The organism is Mycolicibacterium brisbanense, from assembly GCF_001570425.1.
GTDB classification, from domain to species: Bacteria; Actinomycetota; Actinomycetes; order Mycobacteriales; family Mycobacteriaceae; genus Mycobacterium; species Mycobacterium brisbanense.
The window spans coordinates 40938-59118 of sequence record NZ_BCSX01000007.1 but is presented as its reverse complement, the minus strand read 5'-3'; the positions used below and the strand labels follow the sequence as shown (position 1 = coordinate 59118).

Genomic DNA, 18181 nt, shown 5'->3' with positions numbered 1-18181 from the left:
TGATGGAGCGCTACGAACGGGTTCGGCTGACGAACCCCGACAAGGTGCTCTATCCCGCCACCGGAACCACCAAAGCCGAGGTGTTCGACTACTACCTCAGCATCGCCGAGGTCATGTTGCCGCACATGGCGGGCCGGCCGGTGACCCGCAAGCGCTGGCCAAATGGGGTGGACGAAGCGTCGTTCTTCGAGAAGCAACTCGCGTCGTCGGCCCCGGACTGGTTGGCACGCGGCACCATCGTGCACAAGTCGGGAACGACGACCTACCCGGTCATCGACACGCGTGAGGGGCTGGCCTGGATCGCACAGCAGGCCGCGTTGGAAGTGCATGTCCCGCAATGGCGATTCGACCACGGCGAGATGGGGCCCGCGACGCGGATCGTCTTCGACCTCGACCCCGGCGCGGGCGTCACCATGCCGCAGCTGTGCGAGGTGGCCCATGCGGTGCGTGAGCTGATGAGTGACATCGGTTTGACGACGTACCCGTTGACCAGCGGCAGCAAGGGCCTGCATCTGTATGTGCCGCTTGCCGATCCGGTCAGCTCCCACGGGGCGTCTGTGCTCGCGCGGCGGGTCGCCCAGCAGCTGGAGCACGCCATGCCGCAACAGGTGACGGCCACCATGACCAAGAGCCTGCGGGCAGGCAAGGTATTCCTGGACTGGAGCCAGAACAACGCGGCCAAGACCACCATCGCCCCGTACTCGTTGCGGGGCCGGGAGTATCCGACGGTCGCCGCGCCTCGCACCTGGGAGGAGGTCGGTGATCCGGATTTGCAACATCTGCGGTTCGATGAAGTGCTGCAAAGGGTTTCGCGGGACGGTGACCTGCTCGCCGGGCTTGACCACGACGCCCCCGTGGCCGACAAGCTCACCACCTACCGCAGTATGCGCGATGCCGCGAAGACGCCGGAGCCCGTACCCAAAAGCGTTGTCCCGTCGGGCAACGACGACCGGTTCGTGATCCAGGAACACCACGCCCGCCGCCTGCACTACGACCTGCGGCTGGAACGCGACGGCGTGCTGGTGAGCTGGGCTGTCCCCAAGAACCTGCCCGAGACCACGTCGGTCAATCACCTCGCGGTGCACACCGAAGACCATCCCATCGAGTATCTGGACTTCCACGGCACCATCCCGAAAGGGGAGTACGGCGCGGGCAACATGATCATCTGGGACACCGGCACCTACGAGGCCGAGAAGTTCCGCGTCACAGACGATCCCGAGGACAAGAACGGCGAGGTCATCTTCACACTGCGCGGCAACCGTATCGACGGCCGGTACGCCCTCATCCAGACCGAAGGCAAGAACTGGCTCGCGCACCGGATGAAGGATCAGCCGCGCGTGCAACTGCAGGACTTCGCGCCGATGCTGGCCACCGAAGGGTCCGTCGCCAAACTCAAGGAATCCCAGTGGGCATTCGAAGGCAAGTGGGACGGCTACCGGCTGCTGGTCGACGCAGACCACGGCAAGCTGCAGTTGCGCTCACGCAGGGGGCGTGATGTCACCGGTGAGTATCCGCAACTACAGGCGCTTGCCGCCGATCTCGCCGACCACCACGTGATTCTCGACGGCGAAGTCGTCGCGCTCGACGAGGCAGGCGTACCGAGTTTCGGTGAGATGCAGAACCGGGCGAGATCTACTCGGGTCGAGTTCTGGGCGTTCGACATCCTGCTGCTCGACGGCCGGTCGTTGTTGCGGGTCAAGTATGTCGATCGGCGTCGGGTTTTGGAGGCGCTGGCCGCCGGTGGCGCGCTGATCGTGCCGCCGCTGTTGCCCGGTGACGGTCCCGAGGCCATCAACCATGCGCGCGAGCAGCGGTTCGAGGGCGTGGTCGCCAAGAAGCGTGATGCCACGTATCAACCTGGTCGGCGGTCGGCGTCGTGGATCAAGGACAAGTTCTGGAATACCCAGGAGGTGGTGATCGGCGGCTGGCGTCAGGGCGAGGGTGGGCGCAGCAGCGGTATCGGTGCGTTGATGCTCGGAATTCCGGATGAGGGTGGGCTGCACTTCGCCGGCCGGGTCGGCACGGGCTTCACCGAAAAGGAACTGGGCAAGCTGAAGAAGCTGCTGGCTCCGCTGCATACCGACGAATCACCGTTCAATGCACCACTTCCCACCCTTGACGCGCGGGGGGTGACGTTCGTGCGGCCGGAGTTGGTCGGCGAGGTGCGCTACAGCGAACGCACGTCCGACAAGCGGCTGCGTCAGCCCAGCTGGCGGGGCCTGCGCCCGGACAAGACGCCCGACGACGTGGTGTGGGAGTGATCGCGTCTCTGCGGTGATCAGTCGTGTTTCGCCGCGTAGCGCAGCAGGACCGTACCGCCCGGGAAGGTGCGGTTCTCCAACAGTCGCAGCGACACGTTGAAGCCATAGATGAGTTTGCCCACGCAGTTCAGACTGCACCGCAAGGCAAAATTCATCGCGGGGGCGAGGCGATCTCGGTGTCGAGTCACCGAGACTGACGTCAGGGACAAATTCCGCGACTCATTTGTCCCTGGTGTGAGTTTCGGCGCGGCGGTGATTGTTAACGCAGACCGTCAGCTGACGGCAGCGCCGACAGCTTCCTCCAAACCCCGGGTCGCCAGCTGGTCGGCCAACTCGTTGTCGGCGATACCCGCATGGCCCTTCACCCAGAACCACTCGACCTGGTGCAGTGCACAGGCGGCCTGCAGCCGCTGCCAGAGGTCGACGTTCTTCACCGGAAGCTTCGCCGCGGTCAGCCAGCCGTTGCGTTCCCAACCGAGCACCCACTTCGTGATGCCGTTGCGTACATAGGTGCTGTCGGTATACAGGTGCACCACCACAGGTCGGGTGAGGGCCTCGAGCGCCATGATCGGCGCCGTCAGTTCCATCCGATTGTTACTGGTGACTCCCGGTTCCCCGCCGAACATTTCGCGGACGTGTTCGCGGTGACGCAGCACGGCACCCCAGCCGCCGGGGCCGGGATTCGGGCGGCACCCACCGTCGGTATGTATCACGACGACGTTGTCGCTCATCGGTTCTCCAAGGCCTCGCGCAGCAGCCGCACGGCTCTCGGGCCGACGCCGTGCAAGGCGAGCAGGCCGTCGAGATCTGCGGGCAGATCGGAAAGTTCGCGGTAACCCGCATCGATGAGCGCGCCCGTCGCGGGCCTGCCGATCCGGATGCCGTCGAAGGCGGGGCCACGGTCGGCAGGCTCGGTCATGGCCTGAGGATAGGCATTGCGGCGACAACCGCATCACGGACGCGCCGAGATCACCGCCGTCCGAACCGACATCCCGAGATCTCGGTGCCGCAGCGTGGTGATGCGGCGTCCCGGCTGGACCGCGGCTTTCACCGGACCCGTGAGGTCGCCGAAGAACCCGGCCGTCGCATCGATGTCCGCCACGACGTACGTGATACCCCACAGCGTCGATGGCCCGTCGGATACCGTCTCGCGCGATCCGACCACCTCGATGATCACCTCCCCGAACCGGAAGAAGATCTGCCGAATGGGTTGCCCGCCGAGTTCGCCGTCGCGTTCCCGGCGCGGGTGCACGCCGATGTCGGCGAGCGATTCCACTGTGCGGTCCAAGCCGGGGGAGAGCACCACGATGTGGTCGATGCCGGTGACTCCGTTCGGGTGCGTGGCAGGCTCGGCGGCGGCAGCGGTCGACGGCTTCGTCGGAATCCCGTCGAGATCATCGGGAAATGCCGGCGGCAGGCCGCGCAACGACCACCCGACGATGCCGCTGCCTCGGTCGCAGGCTCCGAGTCGGATACGGACACCGCCGATACGACACACCGAATCGGAGTCAACACTGAATCCGGCGCGGGCCCACGCGTCCGCGGGATCGGCGATCTGAATTTCGTCGACGGTGATGCTCATGGCGGGCCCAGCTTACGTCGCTCCGCCGGCGATCACTTGCGCGGCGGCTGCAGGACTTTCATCGCCAAACGCATGATCGGTTCCGGCACCCGGTCTTTGGACGAGAGCGCGGCATCGGCCGCGCGGGTCCGCAGCGGCGTACCGCGGCCGAACCACCGGTTCAACGGGCCGCCTGATGGTTCCAAATCGACGTGCAGGGGTGGTTTACCGTCGGCGGCGCCCAGCGCATGGGAGATGACGACGCGCTGGATCTCGCTGGTGCCTTCAAAGATGGTGTACAGCTTGGCATCCCGGTACCACTTCTCGACGGGGTGATCGCTGATGTAGCCCCAGCCGCCCATGGTCTGGATGGCCCGCTCCGTGGTGCGGACCGCCACCTCGCTGGCGGCCAGTTTCGACATCGAGCCCTCGCCGCGGTCGAACGGCACCCCGGTGGCCGCCATCCAGGACGCCCGCCACGTGAGCAGTCGCGCGGCATCGATCTGCGTGGCCAGGTCGGCGAGCGGGAACGCGATGCCCTGGTTGTCGATGATGGGCGCGCCGAACGCTTCCCGGCGGTTCGCGTATTCGGTGACGTATTCCAGTGCGGCCCTGGCAATTCCGAGCGCCTGCGCGGCGACCATCGGTCGGGTCTGCTCGAAGGTGCCCAGCGTTGCCGAGCCCGAATGCCTCGCGCCTTCGACAGCTTCGCGAGCTCGTGCCAGCTTGTACTCGAGTTTCTCGTGGCCGCCGAGCAGATTCTCGGCCGGGACCCGGACGTCGTTGAACCTCAGTTCTGCGGTGTGCGAGGCGCGACAGCCGAGCTTGTCGAGTTTGCGCACCATTTCCAGTCCCGGTGTGCCGCCTTCCACGATGAACAGCGCCTGGCCCTTGTGGCCGAGCTCCTTGTCGACGACGGCGTTGACCACATGCACGTTGGCGATGCCACCGTTGCCGATCCACATCTTGTGACCGTTGATGATCCAGTCGGCGTCGGGCCCCGGGCCGCTACGGACGGCATACGTGCGGAGATTGCGCACGTCGCTGCCACCTTCGGGTTCGGATATGGCCAGCGCCGCGAGCTTCAGATCGCCCGGGCTGCCGAAACATTCGGGCGCCCACTTGAGCATCTGTTCGGGCGAGGCGGCCTGGCCGATCGCCGACAGCGCCAGTGCGGGCATGACGACGGCGAGGCCGATGCCTGCGCAACCCCAGAACAACTCCTCCATGAACATCGGCAGGGACAGCCCGGTCGGATCGCCGATCAGGTCACGGTAGAACAGCGGGCTGTAGAAGCCTTGGGCCGCTGCTTCTTCCAGAACCGGCCAGGGGAACTCCTGACGTTGGTCGTAGTCGGCGGCGACCGGGCGCACGACCTGCTCGGCGAACTCGTGCGTGCGGCGGGCCAGGTCATGCTGGGCCGCGGTCGGGGTGAGGTCGAATGCCACGGCGAGGGGGTACCCTACTGCGGCGGAAAAAATGCGCGAGCTGTCCGATTCGGGACGGCCGTGATGCTGTCCGGGGCTGGTGTTGCGGATGTGACGACCTCGCGGCGAGGTCGCATGAGCGTGGCCGGCTCAGGCGTCGTCGACGCTCACCCGCAGCCGCGGTTTGGGCTCGGTGCCCGGTGCGGCGACGCGTGCCCAGATCGCGTCGACCATCGGCTGTAGCAGCAGCTCGCCCATCTGCCGTACCAGCACGGTGACCACCTGGGCGGATTCGCGGCGTTTGACCGATGCCCGCCCGGAGGTGCGCAGCTTGCCGACCTCCCGCTGGGTGAGTTCGACCAGCACGTCGAGCAGGTGTAGCCGTTCGGCCGACGGGTCGAGGAGGGCGCGGCGCACGTAGTTCACCACCGCTGGGTTGTCGCGCAGCATCTGGCGGACGGCCTCGTCGCGGACCGCCACGGTAGCGTTGGCGGGCACCTGCGCCAGCGTCGATGCGAAGTGGTCGGCCACGAGCTGATCGACGGCATCGCGCAATCCGGCCTTGGTCTTGAAATGGTGCTGCACCAGGCCGAGGGTGACACCGGCCTCGGCGGCGATGGTGCGCAACGATATTCGGTCCTCGCCGTGTCGTGCGTACAGCTCGAGTGCGGTGTTGCGAATTCGGGCCTTGGCGGTCAGGTCCTCGTCGTTCATCAGCCCACGCCCCATACAGTCGACCAGTAAACGATACAAGTGTATCGTCTGCGGCATGTCGGAACTGTTTCCTGGCTACCGCGCCACCTGGGAAAGTGACCAACACCGTGAGCTGCGCAGGCACGCCGCGGAGTTTCTGCGCAAGGAGGCCACGCCCAATCAGGAGCGGTGGGCCCGCAACCATCAGGTCGACCGGGAGTTCTGGACCAAGCTCGGCGACGCCGGTCTGCTCGGCCTGGACCTGCCCGAGGAGTACGGGGGCACCGGAGGCGACTTCGGCTACTCGGCCATCGTCGCCGAAGAGCTTGCGCTGGCCCATGATTCGGCCTCGGGTTGGTCGGTGCACTCGCCGATCGTCGCGCACTACCTCAACACCTACGGCAATGACGAGCAGAAGCGGCGGTGGCTGCCCAAGGTCATCAGCGGCGAGTTGGTGCTCGCCATCGCCATGACGGAGCCGGGCACCGGGTCAGACCTGCAGGCGGTGCGCACGACCGCTGTTCGCGACGGCGACGATTACGTCATCAACGGGTCGAAGACGTTCATCTCCAACGGGTCTCACTGCGATCTTCTGGTGATCGTCGCCAAGACCGACCCGACCGCGGGAGCGGCGGGCGTATCGCTGATCGTCGCCGAAACCAATGATGCGCTACAGGGTTTCGAACGTGGGCGGGTGCTGGAGAAAGTTGGACAGCACGGTCAGGACACCCGTGAGCTGTTCTTCACCGACATGCGGGTGCCTGCCGCCAACCTGCTCGGGGCCCAGGAAGGGCTGGGGTTCTATCAATTGATGGAGCAGCTGGCGCGCGAGCGGCTCGTGATCGCATCGATCTGCGCGGGCATGGCCGAAGCCGCTGTCCTGGAGGCGATCAAATACACCAAGCAGCGCGAAGCCTTCGGGCGCGAGCTGATCAAGTTCCAGCACACCCGATTCGAGCTCGCCGAGCTGAAAGCCGAGGTGCTGTCCATCAAGACCACCGTCGACTACTGCGTGCAGCAGCTCATCGACGGCACCATCGACCCCGCGCTGGCCTCGATGGCCAAGCTGGTGGCCGCCGACAAGGGCGTCGCCGTCGTCGATCGATGTGTGCAGTTCTTCGGGGGATACGGCTACATGATGGAGTACCCCATCGCGCGGGCCTACGCGGCCGCGCGCGTCAACAAGATCTACGGCGGCACCAGCGAGATCATGAAGGAGATCATCAGCCGAGCGCTGTGACGCAGGTGCACGGCCGCGCCCACCGCGGGCACGCACGAAGTGTGACATCGTTTGAACATGAGCAACCGTGACAACGCCGCTGACGAGTACAGCGTCGATGACGACGACCAGTTGACTCAGGAGGACGCGCTCATCGACCGGGGTGTCGATGATCTGCTCGACGAGGGGTACACGCCTCCGGATCGGTGGCGGGAACCGCGCGATCACGAGACTCTCGACGAGTTGCTCGCCGAGGAGGAACCCGACCCGGCAATGCAGCTCGACGACCCCGACTATCCCGATGAGCAGGCCGGCGACGACGAGGTCGGAGACCGGCGTTCGGGCCGCCTGGTCGCACCCAATGCGGGTTTCGGCGAAGACGACGAGGACGAGATGCTCGGGTATGAGGTCGGCATCGACGGGGGCGCGGCCTCCGCTGAAGAGGCCGCGGTCCACATCATCCCCGAATCATCGCCGGATGGTGGCCCGTCGTTCTGACGCCACCGACACCGTGAGCACCAGCAGGCCGCCGACCGCGAGAAGCGCACCGGCAGCAGCGGGAGCTGTGTAGCCGTAACCCGCCGCGATGACGAGTCCGCCCACCCAGGCGCCTGTCGCGTTACCGATGTTCAGCGCGGAGTGGTTGAGCGCGGCGGCCAGGGTCTGCGCGTCGTGCGCCACGTCCATCAGCCGCGTCTGCAGCGCGGGACCCACCGCGGATCCGGCCGCGCCTACGCCGAACAGCACCAGCAGCGCGGTCCACGGATTGTGGGCGGCCGCGACGAACACCGCGAGCAAAACCCCGAGTGTGCCGAGGGACAGGTAGAGCGCCCGAATCACCGACATGTCGGCCAGCCGGCCGCCGACCAGGTTGCCGAGGACCATGCCGAGGCCGAACACCATGAGCGCGACCGGCACCAGGGTGCGGGACAGCCCGGCGACGTCGGTCATCGTGGTGCTGATGTAGGTGTAGACGGCGAACATGCCGCCGAAGCCGATCATGCCGACCAGCACGGCCAGCCAGACCTGGGGGCGGCGCAGCGCGCCGAGTTCGGTCAGCGGACTGGAGGCGTGCATGGTGCGCAGGTGGTCGGGCAGCCAGAACCACAGCGCTGTCAGCGTGATCACACCGATGGCGACCACCAGGCCGAATGCGCTGCGCCAGCCCAGCGCCTGACCGAGCCACGACGCGATCGGCACGCCGAGCACCGTCGCGATGGTCAGACCGGAGAGCACGTGCGCTACGGCCTTGGCCCGGTTCTGCGGTCCCATCAGGTGCGCGGCGGCCAGCGCGGCGATTCCGAAGAACGCGCCGTGCGGCAGGCCTGCGACGAAGCGGGCCGCGACCAGGGTCGAATATGAGGGCGCCACCATGCTGGCGAGGTTGCCCAGGGTGAACACGGTGATCAGGCCCAGCAGCAGCGCCTTGCGCGGCAGCCGCGCGGTCACGGCCGCGATGACCGGTGCGCCGACGACGACGCCCAGTGCGTAGGCAGAGATGACGTGGCCTGCGGTGGGTTCGCTGATGCCGAAGCTCGCCGCGATGTCGGGCAGCAGACCCATGGCTACGAACTCGGTGGTACCGATACCGAAGCCTCCCAGCGCCAGCGCGACCACGGCGAGCCAGCGCACGGTGGGATCGGGTGCGACCACGGAGACGGGTCCTGCCGGGCGGTTGGGGGAAGTCGTCGTCATGCGGATACGGCTCTCCGGTAGGGCGGGATGTCGGAGCTCTCGGGCGGCATTGGCGAGAACGGCGTCTGCAACGCTATCGGGACTTCTGATGTTCCATCAACTTACTTTTGCATTTTGCAGGCAAAAGTGAGCGAGGTTACGCGCACGACAGATCGACCGTGGGTGAGGTGCTCGCGATGATCTTCTACGAAGTGGGTCGGCCCGCAGGCCCATCGACGCGCTGTAGGTGTGGCTACGCCTTGGCGATGACGTGTTCGGCGAACTTCTCCAGGTGCCGGATCTTGCGGTCCAGCGGCTCGGTGTCCTCGCCCTTGATATAGGGCAGCCGGAACCCGACGATCACATCGGTCACGCCCTTGTCCTCGAGGCGCTTGATGCCGTCGAGGGTGAACGCGTCGGCCGAGATCACGTGAACCTCAAAGGGACCGGTATGCCCCTCCTCCTCGCGAATCCGGTTCAGCCGCTTGATCAGTACGTCGAGGTCGTCGGTGCCGCCGCCGTGCATCCAGCCGTCGCAGCGGGCTGCCCGGCGCAGAGCGGCTTCGGCATGCCCGCCGACCAGGATCTGAACCGGCCGCGACGGCGCGGGCGTCATCTTGGTCTTGGGAATGTCGTAGAACTCGCCGTGATACTCGAAATACTCACCGGTGGTGAGCCCACGGATGATGTCGATGCACTCGTCCATGCGCTTACCCCGCTTGGCGAACGGGACGCCCATCAACTCGTAGTCCTCGGGCCACGGACTGGTGCCCACGCCGAGGCCGAGCCTGTTGTCGAACATGGCATTGAGCGACCCGACCTGCTTGGCGACCAGGGCAGGCGGGCGGATCGGCAGTTTGAGCACGAAAAAGTTGAACTTCAGCGTGGTGGTCACCGCGCACAGCGCCGAGGCGAGCACGAACGCCTCGATGAAGGACTTGCCGTCGAGAAACTCGCGGTTGCCATCGGGGGTGTAGGGATATGTCGAATCCGACTCGAACGGGTAGGCGATGCTGTCCGGAATCGTCATGGCGTGGTAGCCGGCCGCTTCAGCTGCCTTGGCCAACGGGATGTAGTAGGTGGGATCGGTCATGGCTTCGGCATAGGTGAACCGCATGGCCTACACACTAGAACGTGTTCTAGAAGTCGCGGGAGTCAATTGTCGGCAGCGTGGGACTACGATTGACGGGACTGCCTTTCGCGATGCGCCTGTCGCCCGAGGGGGATCGGAGTGAACTCGATGTCAGAGACCCCACACGCGGTCATTGCTCTGCAGATCAGCGACATGATCCGCGACATCCAGCAATCGCCGCACGCCGACGTTGACGTCGACGCCATCCTCGGTGAGCTCGCCGAGAGCGGCGTCAGTTATATCCCGGCCGCGCAGCACGCCGGCATCACCATCGCATCGCGGGACGGCAAGCTCCACACGGCAGCGGCCACGAGCGAGTACCCGATCCTGCTCGACAAGTTCCAGCAGCGGGCCGGAGACGGCCCCTGCCTCACCGCGGCCTGGGATCAGCACGTCATCAAGGTCGACGATGTCGAGTCCGAGCAGCGGTGGCCCGCCTACTGCCGGGATACGCTCGACGAGACTCCGATCCGGTCGATCATGGCGTTTCAGCTGTACGCCGATCAGCAGACGATGGGTGCGCTCAACTTCTACGCCGAGCGCCCCTACGCATTCGACGCCGAGGCGGTAGAGGCCGGTCTGATTGTGGCCACCCACGCCGCGCTGGCGTGGAACCTGCTGCGGCGCGACGAACAGTTCCGCAGTGCGCTGGCTACCCGCGACGTCATCGGCCAGGCGAAAGGCATGCTGATGGAACGCTTCAAGATCGACGCTGTGCAGGCTTTCGAGGTTCTCAAGCGCTTGTCGCAGAACTCGAACACGCCTCTCGTCGACATTGCGCACGAGATCGTGACGGCTGATCGTGCCTCCGATGTCGTCGACAACTGACGAAGCCGGCCGCTCGACCCCGCGCGCTCGCGCCGACGCCGCCAGGTTGAGGGTCAACGAGCTTCAGCAACGCCGCGCTGAGCTGGCCCGGGGCATAGCACCCACGGCCCAGGACGTCGCGTACGCCAGGCTGCGCGCGCAGCAGTCACGTCAGAACGCCACGGCCGCCCATTTGGCTGCCGCGCAACGCCATACCGAGGCCGGCGAGGCTCATCGGCGCGCTGCCGCCGCGCACGAGCAGGTGGCCATGCTCGCGTCCAACGGTGAGGCGAGCAAACACCAGGACGCCGCGGAGATGCACCGCAACGCGGCCGAATGGCATGAAGCCGCCGCCGCGGCCGCGCGCGACGCCGCAGCAGCCGATGCCGAAGCCAGTTAGGCCAGTTCTTCCATCAGCAGCAAAGCGCCCTTGACGGCGCCTTCGACGGACCGGAATGCCGTGCAGCTCACCCTGATTCGGGTGTGCCTGCCGCGCCGGTTGACGGCGTCGACGGTGACCTCGCCGGTCTGACCGGAATCGACGAAGGCATTGCCTATCAGCGGTCGGATCCCGTCGAGTGGCAGCCCCATGTCCAGCGAGGTGAATACGGTGCCGGTGGTCTCGTCGGAACGCAGACCCCACAGATCCTCGCAATGCCGGTTCCACACCACCACGCGCATCTCGCGGTCGACAACCACCATGCCGAGATGGATCGAGTTGACCAGTGAATCCAGGAACGTCCGGGCGTCGTCGAGTTCGATACTGCGTTCTCGCAACGTGTCGTTGATGGTGTGTAGCTCGTCGTTGGTGGACTGCAACTCCTCGTTCATGGTTTCGAGTTCTTCGTTGGTGGACTGCAGTTCTTCGTTGGTGGTCTCCAACTCCTCCACGGTCGACTGCAGCTCTTCGTTGGTGGTTTCGAGTTCTTCGTTGGTGGACTGCAGCTCCTCGTAGGCCGCCTCCAACTGGCGGTTGGTCTGCACCACCTTGTCGACCAAGGCTCGGGTCGCGGTGACGTCGAAGAACACGATCGACACGCCCAGCAGGCCGTTCTCGGCGTCCACCAAGGGGTTGACGTGGATCTCGAACCACACCGTCTCCGCGCCGGGACGTTGCCACTTGACGTCCTGGATCCGCGCCGAACGGCGTTCGACCTTGGCTTGCTCGATGTAGGCGCGCAATTCGACTGGACGGTAGGAGACTTCGAGATCACGCAGCAGGCGGCCGATGTCGCGGGCCGAGAGCCCGAAGATCGACTCGGCCTGCTGGTTGATCATGGCGACGGTGTCTTCGCCGGTGACGACGATCTGGGCGACCGGGCTGGCGCGGAACGCCAGCTCGCGCACGGTGCTCAGACCGGGCAGGTCACCGTGGCGGTCGTACATGGACGCTGCCGGATCGTAGCGCTCCAGGCCGGTGTGGGAGCCTGCCGCTTTGCGGAACACCCGGTGCTTGAGGTTCAGCGGAGTGAACCGGTCGGCGTGGCTCAGCAGCATCTCGGCGTGGCCGAGAAACAGTGTGCCCTGTGCGGCCAGCGCGAAATGCAAGCGGCCCAAGACGTTTCGTTGTGTTTCGGCGTTGAGGTACATCAGGGTGTTGCGGCACACCAGCAGGTCGACGCGTGAGATCGGAGCGTCTTTGACCAAGTCGTTGCGACCGAAGATGACCGCACGGCGCAGATCCTTGTGAAAGATGTAGCGGCCGTTGAGCTGTTCGAAGTAACGGGCCAACAGGGGTGCGGGAACCGACTCGATCGCCCTCTCGTCATAGGACGCGGCGCGGGCCTCGGTGAGGGCTTCCTCGTCGATGTCGGTGGCGTAGATCTTGACCCGCTGCCGGAACGCGTCCGGCCCGAGGGCCTCGGCCAGCAGGATGGCCAGCGTGTAGGCCTCCTGGCCCGAGGCGCAACCCGCGCTCCACACCCGGATGGGATCGTCGGGGCCGCGTTCGGCGAGCATGCGGGGGATCACGTCGGTGCGGACGAAATCCCAGGCGTCGGGATCGCGGAAGAACGAGGTGACGTTGATCAGGATGGTGTTGAACAGCGCAGAAAACTCCTCGGAGCTCGCCTGCAGCACGTCGAGGTACTGGTCGAACGTGTCGTAGCCGGCATGGTCCATGCGGTGCCGTACTCGCCTGATCAGTGACGTGCGTTTGTAACCGGTGAAGTCGAATCCGCGCGAGTCGCGCATATAGCGCAGTAGCGCCTCGAAAGACTCGTCCGTCGGTTCCATATCGCCCCGTTCAACCGTCTACAGGTTGTGCTGAACACTACTCGGGGCTACAGCGAATTCTCCGGACCGATAACTGCCCACACGGTCTTGCCGGTGGACGTCGGTGTGCTGCCCCAAGCGCGGGCCAGCGCCGCGATCACCGCAAGCCCGGACACCGTGTCGCCGCCCCGACGCGGGTCCTCGTGCCGAACCGCAGGTGCCCGGCTGTCATCGGAGACCGCGATGGTGACCGCGTCATCCCGGCTTTCGACAATGAGTCGCGGCGCGCTGAGGGTGTGTTCCAGGACGTTCTCCACCAGAACATCGACCACGATGGCGGCCACCGGAATGAAGTCTGCCTGCGACCAGTTCGTCAACCACTCGGCCACCAGTTGCCGCGCGCGGCGCAAGCTCGAATGCACCGCGGGCAACTGAGCACGTGCGCGCCGACGCGGCGGTTCCAGGTCGTCGCTGCGGGCGGCCGCGTGCGCGGACTCGAGCGTTGAGTACAGCGGGACGTACCGGGTGATGCCGTTGCGCCTGATCGCATCGCGCCCGCCGGCATTGCGGCAGACCAGAATCAGGGGCACGTCGGGCCAGACGCTGACGTGCCAGCGGGCGCTGGTGAACACACACCATGCCGACTCGGCCAAGACCTGCAGATCGGTGACATCGACGATGACTGCCCGAGGCTCATCCAGCGCTGTCTTGATCACGGCGTCGCGCAGCTCGCGATATGTGCTGCCGTCGAGGACGCCGTCAACGTTGAGCACCTGACTCTTGCCCCAGGTGTGTGCCGACACGGCAATGGGGCTCTGTGAGCTAGCCACCGCGACCCTCCGATTGACGGGTCGTCGCCGACAGGCGTTCGCCGAGTACCGATACCGCGTGCTCGGCCTCGTCGGCGATCTTGTAGTACCGTTCGGCGATCTGCCCGGGGCCGGTCTGCTCTGCGAGGTGCCGCGACAGCTTGGCCTTTTCCTGCAGACTGCGTACCGCGACCCACAGCGCGGTCTCCATTTCTTGATCGCGGGCCCGCAGCAAGGCTTCGGCCGTCCACGCATGGCCGACGCGGCACCGATAGCTGCCCTTGCCCACGGTGGCGAGCGAGCCATGGCAGTCCGGGCAGATGTAGCCGGACGGGGGGCCGAGCGCCTCGCTGTCGAAGTCGGTCGAAAATGGTTTCGCCATCGCAATTCTGTTCTCGAGCTCCATGGAGTTGTCAGGTTCCATCTGTCGTTCCTCGATCACCCGCCCAGTGAGCTGTTTGATGAGGCCTCCCATCTCTGCGGCGTCGGCCTGATGGTCGATCACTCCCGCCTCGACCGCGTTCTGCGGCATCGACGCGAACAGCGCATCGGATGGAGTCTGTGCGATGGTGGTGCCACCCCGGGACCGGATCGCGGCCGAACCGAGCACACCGTCGTCGAGCACGCCCGACAGCAGGACGCCGATGGCGCGCGGGCCGAACGTGAGGGCGGCTGATCTGAACAACGCATTGATGGCCGGGCGGTGGCCATTCTCGGTCGGCCCTTCGGTCAACAGCGTCTGATGGTCGTGGACCAGCAGATGGCGATCCGGCGCCGCGACATAGATGGTTCCGGGTTCCAATGGCGCGCCGGTCAACGCCGTCCTCGCCGGTAGTGGGCCGGCTCGACTGAGGATTCTCGCGAGCACGCTCGGAGCGTCGGCCGGCACGTGCAGTACCACCAGTACCGCATAGGGCAGATCCGGTGTGAGGCCGGCTGCCAAACGGGTCAACGCTTCCACGCCGCCGGCCGAAGCGCCGACCGCAACCACGCCTGTTGCCCCGTCAAAGTCTGTCATTGCGCACCTTTATGTGCCCTGGTTACCCAACCTACGCCTAGGCAATGCATCGCGACACGGCATGATTTCCGTGTGCGGCCCTGGCTTACCCGCAATGTCCGGGTGCTCTCCGCGGTGTCGTTTCTTCAGGACGCCGCGAGTGAACTTCTCTATCCTTTGCTGCCCATCTATCTCACCGCTGTCCTCGGCGCGCCACCGGCGGTCGTCGGCGCCGTCGAGGGCGCCGCCGAAGGGGCCGCCGCCCTGACGAAGCTGGCGGCGGGCCCGCTCGGTGACCGGTTTGCGAAGCGGCCGTTGATCGCCACCGGATACGGTATGGCCGCACTGGGCAAGGTGATCGTCGCGGCTGCCGGGGCCTGGCCCGGCGTGCTGGCTGGCCGCGTCGTGGACCGATTGGGCAAGGGGGTGCGGGGCGCTCCACGGGATGCCCTTCTGGTCGCCGGCATCGACGAGTCCTTCCGCGGTCGGGTTTTCGGATTCCACCGGGCCATGGACACTTTGGGTGCTGTGGTCGGCCCGTTGCTTGGCCTCGCGGGCTATGAACTGCTCGACCACCGGATCCCGCCGCTGCTGTGGATCGCGGTGGTACCTGCCGTGCTCAGCGTGGCGCTGGTGTTCATGGTCACCGAGAAACGCCGGGCGCCCGTTACGGCGCGTACGCCGACCTTCGCGCGGGTGCGCGATCTGCCGGCCCGCTACTGGCGGGTGACGGCCGTGCTGGTGCTGTTCGGGCTGGTGAATTTCCCTGACGCACTGCTGTTGTTGCGGCTCAACGAGCTCGGCTTCTCCGTCGTCGAGGTGATCCTGGCCTACGTGACCTACAACGCGGTGTACGCGATCTCCAGCTACCCGGCGGGACTGCTGGCCGACCGGATCGGGCGGTTGCCGGTGTTCGGCGTCGGGTTGGTGTTCTTCGCGGTCGGCTACGCCGGGCTCGGGCTGACCACCGATCCCGTGGTGGCCTGGCTGCTGATCGGGGCGTACGGCCTGTTCACCGGCTGTACGGACGGGGTCGGCAAAGCCTGGGTGTCGTCGTTGGTGAGCACCGATCTGCAGGGCAGCGCCCAGGGAGTTTTCCAGGGCCTCAGCGGTTTTGCCGTGCTCGGCGCCGGACTGTGGGCCGGGCTGCTGTGGAACGGCATTGCGGGCCAGGCCGGGCAGCTGCCGCTGCTGGTGTCAGGCGTCGCAGGCGGTGTGTTCGCGGTGGGGTTGCTCGCCACCACTGTCGTCACTCGACGACGGTGACCTCCACGTGCGGCAGCGCGAACGGCGGCGCGCCGATGCCGACGATCGAATAGCTGCCCTGCGTGGTACGTTCGGTGATTCGCGCGTCCACGCATCGGGATTCGATGGCAAGCCGTACCGGGCCGACGTTCGCAGCGGCCGGTGCGTCGAGAATCGTTCCACGCCAGTGGTATCGGCCGTCGATGGGGTCCACGTGTCCGGTCAGGCGGACGTGAACGGGGTGTTCCTGGCCGGCGATCTGCAGCGTCGCCGCGCCGTCGTATACGTCGTCATCGTCGGCCTCGGCGCCCGTACCCGCGCTCGTCGGCAGCGCGCCGCCACGCGGTGCGGCGGCGGGCAGGAACCCGGTACGGCGCCACAACCGGCGCGCTATGGGGCCCATCAGCCCGACCTCTTCCAGGAACGCACCCAGCGGGGCGAATCCGGCGATCTGAGTCTCGTGTCGGTGGCTGCTGGCGCGAGCCATCGCGCGGGCCGCGCGGGCGTCGAGACCGACGCGGTGGTACTGCACCTTGTTGGTGAACAGGAAGCGGAAGAACAGACCGCCGACCCCGTTGAGATTGCCGACCCAGGCGCGGGTGATCCACGGCATCGTCGGCGTGCGCTTGCGCAGCCCGTCGCGGGCGAACTGGATGTGCCTGGCCTCTTCGGTGACATGAATCCGCATGAGGCGCTGGATCATTGGCTGCAGTTCCGGATCATCCATCATCTGGCGCTGCAGCGAGTCGAAGATCTCCTCACCGATCAGCGCTGCCACCCACAGCAACGAGCCGCGAAATGCGAACGGCAGGGCGTTGATGATCATGCGCTGGTACAGCCGCGGGCGCACCGGTTTGGCGTCGACCTTCTCGATGGCCTTGCCGAACATCACCATGTGCCGGGTTTCGTCGCCCAGTTCGGTGAGTTCGTAGTGGGTGGCGCGGGCGGTGGGGTCCTGATGCATCATCTTGCGCAGCAGCGCCTGGTTGAGGATGTTCTCGAACCAGATGCCCGCCGAAAGCGTGTTGACCAGCTCCTGGCGCGACAGCTCGATCTGCTGGGCGCGGGTCATGCTGTCCCACAACGGGGTTCCGTACAACGACACCGTCTTCGGGGGCAGATAGAACTTGTCGGGGTCCAGCGGTGCGTCCCAGTCGATGTCTACGACCGGTGCATAGGATTTGCGCACCGAACCCTTGAGCAGGCGCTCGGAGAACTCGTCACGTGTGGCGGCGTTGGCCGCCCTGACCGAAGTTGTCACCGTTGACGTCCCTTCGACTGACCGGAGCGAAGCTGCCCATCGAAATTAGGGCTCTTCGCAACATTTAGTCAATACCTACGGTACCGCATACTTTGGCGCGCTGTCGGATCGTTACCCTTCGGGTGTGCGCCACATCCATGTCATCGGTATCGGCGCGGGCGATCCCGACTACGTCACGGCACAAGCGGTTTCCGCGCTCAACGACACGCAGGTGTTCTTCGCGATGGACAAGGCGCCGCGGCGCGGGACCGATTCCGACGAGTTGGTCGCGCTGCGACGAGCCGTCTGCGAACGCTTCATTCGCGAGCCCGGTTATCGGTTCGTGGAACTGGTCGACCCGCCACGCGCCACCACCGGGGAGTACACCAGTGCCGTCGCCGACTGGCACGCCGAACGGGCCAGGATCTGGGCTCAGGCCATCGAGACCGAGCTGGGGCCGGACGGGACCGGTGCGTTTCTCGCGTGGGGAGATCCGTCGCTGTATGACAGCACCCTGCGCATCCTCGACCGGGTCGCCGAGCATGTGGAATTCGACTACGACGTCATCCCTGGCATCACCGCTGTCCAGGCGCTGACGGCGCGGCATCGCATACCGCTCAACGACGTCGGCGAGCCGGTACTGATCACCACGGGCCGCCGGTTGCGCGACGAGGGCATCTCGGGCACCGCGGTGGTGATGCTGGACGCCGAATGCTCGTTTCAGGATTGCCCGCAGCAGACCCGGATCTGGTGGGGCGCTTACCTGGGCACACCCGACGAGATCCTGTTCGCCGGCCGCGTCGGCGAGGTGGGTGAGCAGATCGTCGCGGCGCGGGCCGAGGCGCGCGAACGCCACGGCTGGATCATGGACACCTACCTACTGCGATCGGCAGACTGACACC

The 18181-nt window shown here is 66.1% G+C and carries 18 protein-coding genes and 1 pseudogene; 7 read left to right on the top strand and 12 right to left on the bottom strand.

The features are described 5' to 3' along the window. The first annotated feature begins 2 nt into the window (after positions 1–2). A complete protein-coding gene (locus RMCB_RS02720) occupies positions 3–2261 on the top strand; it encodes an ATP-dependent DNA ligase (RefSeq protein WP_109784156.1) in 2259 nt (752 codons plus the stop codon). A 17-nt stretch (positions 2262–2278) separates the two neighbouring features. On the opposite strand, the pseudogene RMCB_RS02715 reads toward RMCB_RS02720, so the two are convergent. The 6 genes and pseudogenes from RMCB_RS02715 to RMCB_RS02690 all read right to left on the bottom strand — a co-directional run. Next, positions 2279–2356, bottom strand: a pseudogene (locus RMCB_RS02715) (dihydrofolate reductase family protein); the annotation flags it as partial. 177 nt (positions 2357–2533) lie between these two features. After that, a complete protein-coding gene (rnhA, locus tag RMCB_RS02710; RefSeq protein ID WP_062827521.1) occupies positions 2534–2992 on the bottom strand; it encodes a ribonuclease HI in 459 nt (152 codons plus the stop codon). Further along, on the bottom strand, positions 2989–3180 hold the full coding sequence (locus RMCB_RS02705) for a hypothetical protein (protein ID WP_029372531.1): 192 nt from the start codon (positions 3178–3180) through the stop codon (positions 2989–2991). Before RMCB_RS02705 ends, rnhA begins: the two co-directional genes overlap by 4 nt. A 33-nt stretch (positions 3181–3213) precedes the next feature. Then, positions 3214–3843 carry a VOC family protein gene (locus RMCB_RS02700; protein ID WP_062827520.1) on the bottom strand — a complete coding sequence of 210 codons (630 nt, stop codon included), beginning with the start codon at positions 3841–3843 and terminating at the stop codon, positions 3214–3216. 32 nt (positions 3844–3875) lie between these two features. Then, positions 3876–5270: an acyl-CoA dehydrogenase family protein gene (locus RMCB_RS02695; RefSeq protein WP_062827519.1), complete on the bottom strand. Its 1395-nt coding sequence runs from the start codon at positions 5268–5270 to the stop codon at positions 3876–3878. A 129-nt stretch (positions 5271–5399) separates the two neighbouring features. Then, positions 5400–5963, bottom strand: coding sequence for a TetR/AcrR family transcriptional regulator (locus tag RMCB_RS02690; protein WP_234791972.1), 564 nt, complete (start codon positions 5961–5963; stop codon positions 5400–5402). A 55-nt stretch (positions 5964–6018) separates the two neighbouring features. Here RMCB_RS02690 and RMCB_RS02685 point away from each other — a divergent pair, with 55 nt between their 5' ends. Beyond that, a complete protein-coding gene (locus tag RMCB_RS02685) occupies positions 6019–7182 on the top strand; it encodes an acyl-CoA dehydrogenase family protein (protein ID WP_062827517.1) in 1164 nt (387 codons plus the stop codon). A 57-nt stretch (positions 7183–7239) separates the two neighbouring features. Beyond that, positions 7240–7659 carry a DUF5709 domain-containing protein gene (locus RMCB_RS02680; RefSeq protein WP_062827516.1) on the top strand — a complete coding sequence of 140 codons (420 nt, stop codon included), beginning with the start codon at positions 7240–7242 and terminating at the stop codon, positions 7657–7659. On the opposite strand, the gene RMCB_RS02675 is transcribed toward RMCB_RS02680, so the two are convergent. After that, positions 7630–8856 carry an MFS transporter gene (locus RMCB_RS02675; protein WP_062827515.1) on the bottom strand — a complete coding sequence of 409 codons (1227 nt, stop codon included), beginning with the start codon at positions 8854–8856 and terminating at the stop codon, positions 7630–7632. The two genes, RMCB_RS02680 and RMCB_RS02675, sit on opposite strands and share 30 nt — an antisense overlap. Positions 8857–9088: 232 nt before the next feature. Then, positions 9089–9952 carry an LLM class flavin-dependent oxidoreductase gene (locus tag RMCB_RS02670; RefSeq protein ID WP_062827514.1) on the bottom strand — a complete coding sequence of 288 codons (864 nt, stop codon included), beginning with the start codon at positions 9950–9952 and terminating at the stop codon, positions 9089–9091. 123 nt (positions 9953–10075) lie between these two features. Between RMCB_RS02670 and RMCB_RS02665 the strand changes: the two genes are divergently transcribed. Continuing rightward, the gene (locus tag RMCB_RS02665; RefSeq protein ID WP_062827726.1) at positions 10076–10795 is read left to right on the top strand and encodes a GAF and ANTAR domain-containing protein; all 720 of its coding nucleotides are present in this window, start codon (positions 10076–10078) and stop codon (positions 10793–10795) included. Beyond that, positions 10779–11174 (top strand): hypothetical protein, encoded by a 396-nt coding sequence (locus RMCB_RS02660; RefSeq protein ID WP_062827513.1) that lies wholly within the window; start codon positions 10779–10781, stop codon positions 11172–11174. Before RMCB_RS02665 ends, RMCB_RS02660 begins: the two co-directional genes overlap by 17 nt. Here RMCB_RS02660 and RMCB_RS02655 read toward each other — a convergent pair. From RMCB_RS02655 to RMCB_RS02645, 3 genes are read right to left on the bottom strand one after another with little or no spacing between them, the layout of a single operon-like run. Next, complete coding sequence (locus RMCB_RS02655; RefSeq protein ID WP_062827512.1) at positions 11171–13009, bottom strand: CheR family methyltransferase; 1839 nt, start codon at positions 13007–13009, stop codon at positions 11171–11173. The two genes, RMCB_RS02660 and RMCB_RS02655, sit on opposite strands and share 4 nt — an antisense overlap. A gap of 47 nt (positions 13010–13056) precedes the next feature. Next, positions 13057–13818, bottom strand: a complete 762-nt coding sequence (locus RMCB_RS02650) for an STAS domain-containing protein (RefSeq protein ID WP_062827511.1) — start codon at positions 13816–13818, stop codon at positions 13057–13059. Continuing rightward, a complete protein-coding gene (locus tag RMCB_RS02645; RefSeq protein WP_062827725.1) occupies positions 13811–14815 on the bottom strand; it encodes a chemotaxis protein CheB in 1005 nt (334 codons plus the stop codon). Before RMCB_RS02645 ends, RMCB_RS02650 begins: the two co-directional genes overlap by 8 nt. Before the next feature lie 72 nt (positions 14816–14887). Here RMCB_RS02645 and RMCB_RS02640 point away from each other — a divergent pair, with 72 nt between their 5' ends. After that, positions 14888–16060, top strand: a complete 1173-nt coding sequence (locus RMCB_RS02640) for an MFS transporter (RefSeq protein WP_109784155.1) — start codon at positions 14888–14890, stop codon at positions 16058–16060. Here the strand turns inward: RMCB_RS02640 and RMCB_RS02635 are convergent. Beyond that, on the bottom strand, positions 16044–17300 hold the full coding sequence (locus RMCB_RS02635; RefSeq protein WP_062827510.1) for a diiron oxygenase: 1257 nt from the start codon (positions 17298–17300) through the stop codon (positions 16044–16046). The two genes, RMCB_RS02640 and RMCB_RS02635, sit on opposite strands and share 17 nt — an antisense overlap. A 124-nt stretch (positions 17301–17424) precedes the next feature. Between RMCB_RS02635 and cobF the strand changes: the two genes are divergently transcribed. Then, positions 17425–18177 (top strand): precorrin-6A synthase (deacetylating), encoded by a 753-nt coding sequence (cobF, locus tag RMCB_RS02630; RefSeq protein WP_062827509.1) that lies wholly within the window; start codon positions 17425–17427, stop codon positions 18175–18177. Positions 18178–18181 lie beyond the last annotated feature (4 nt).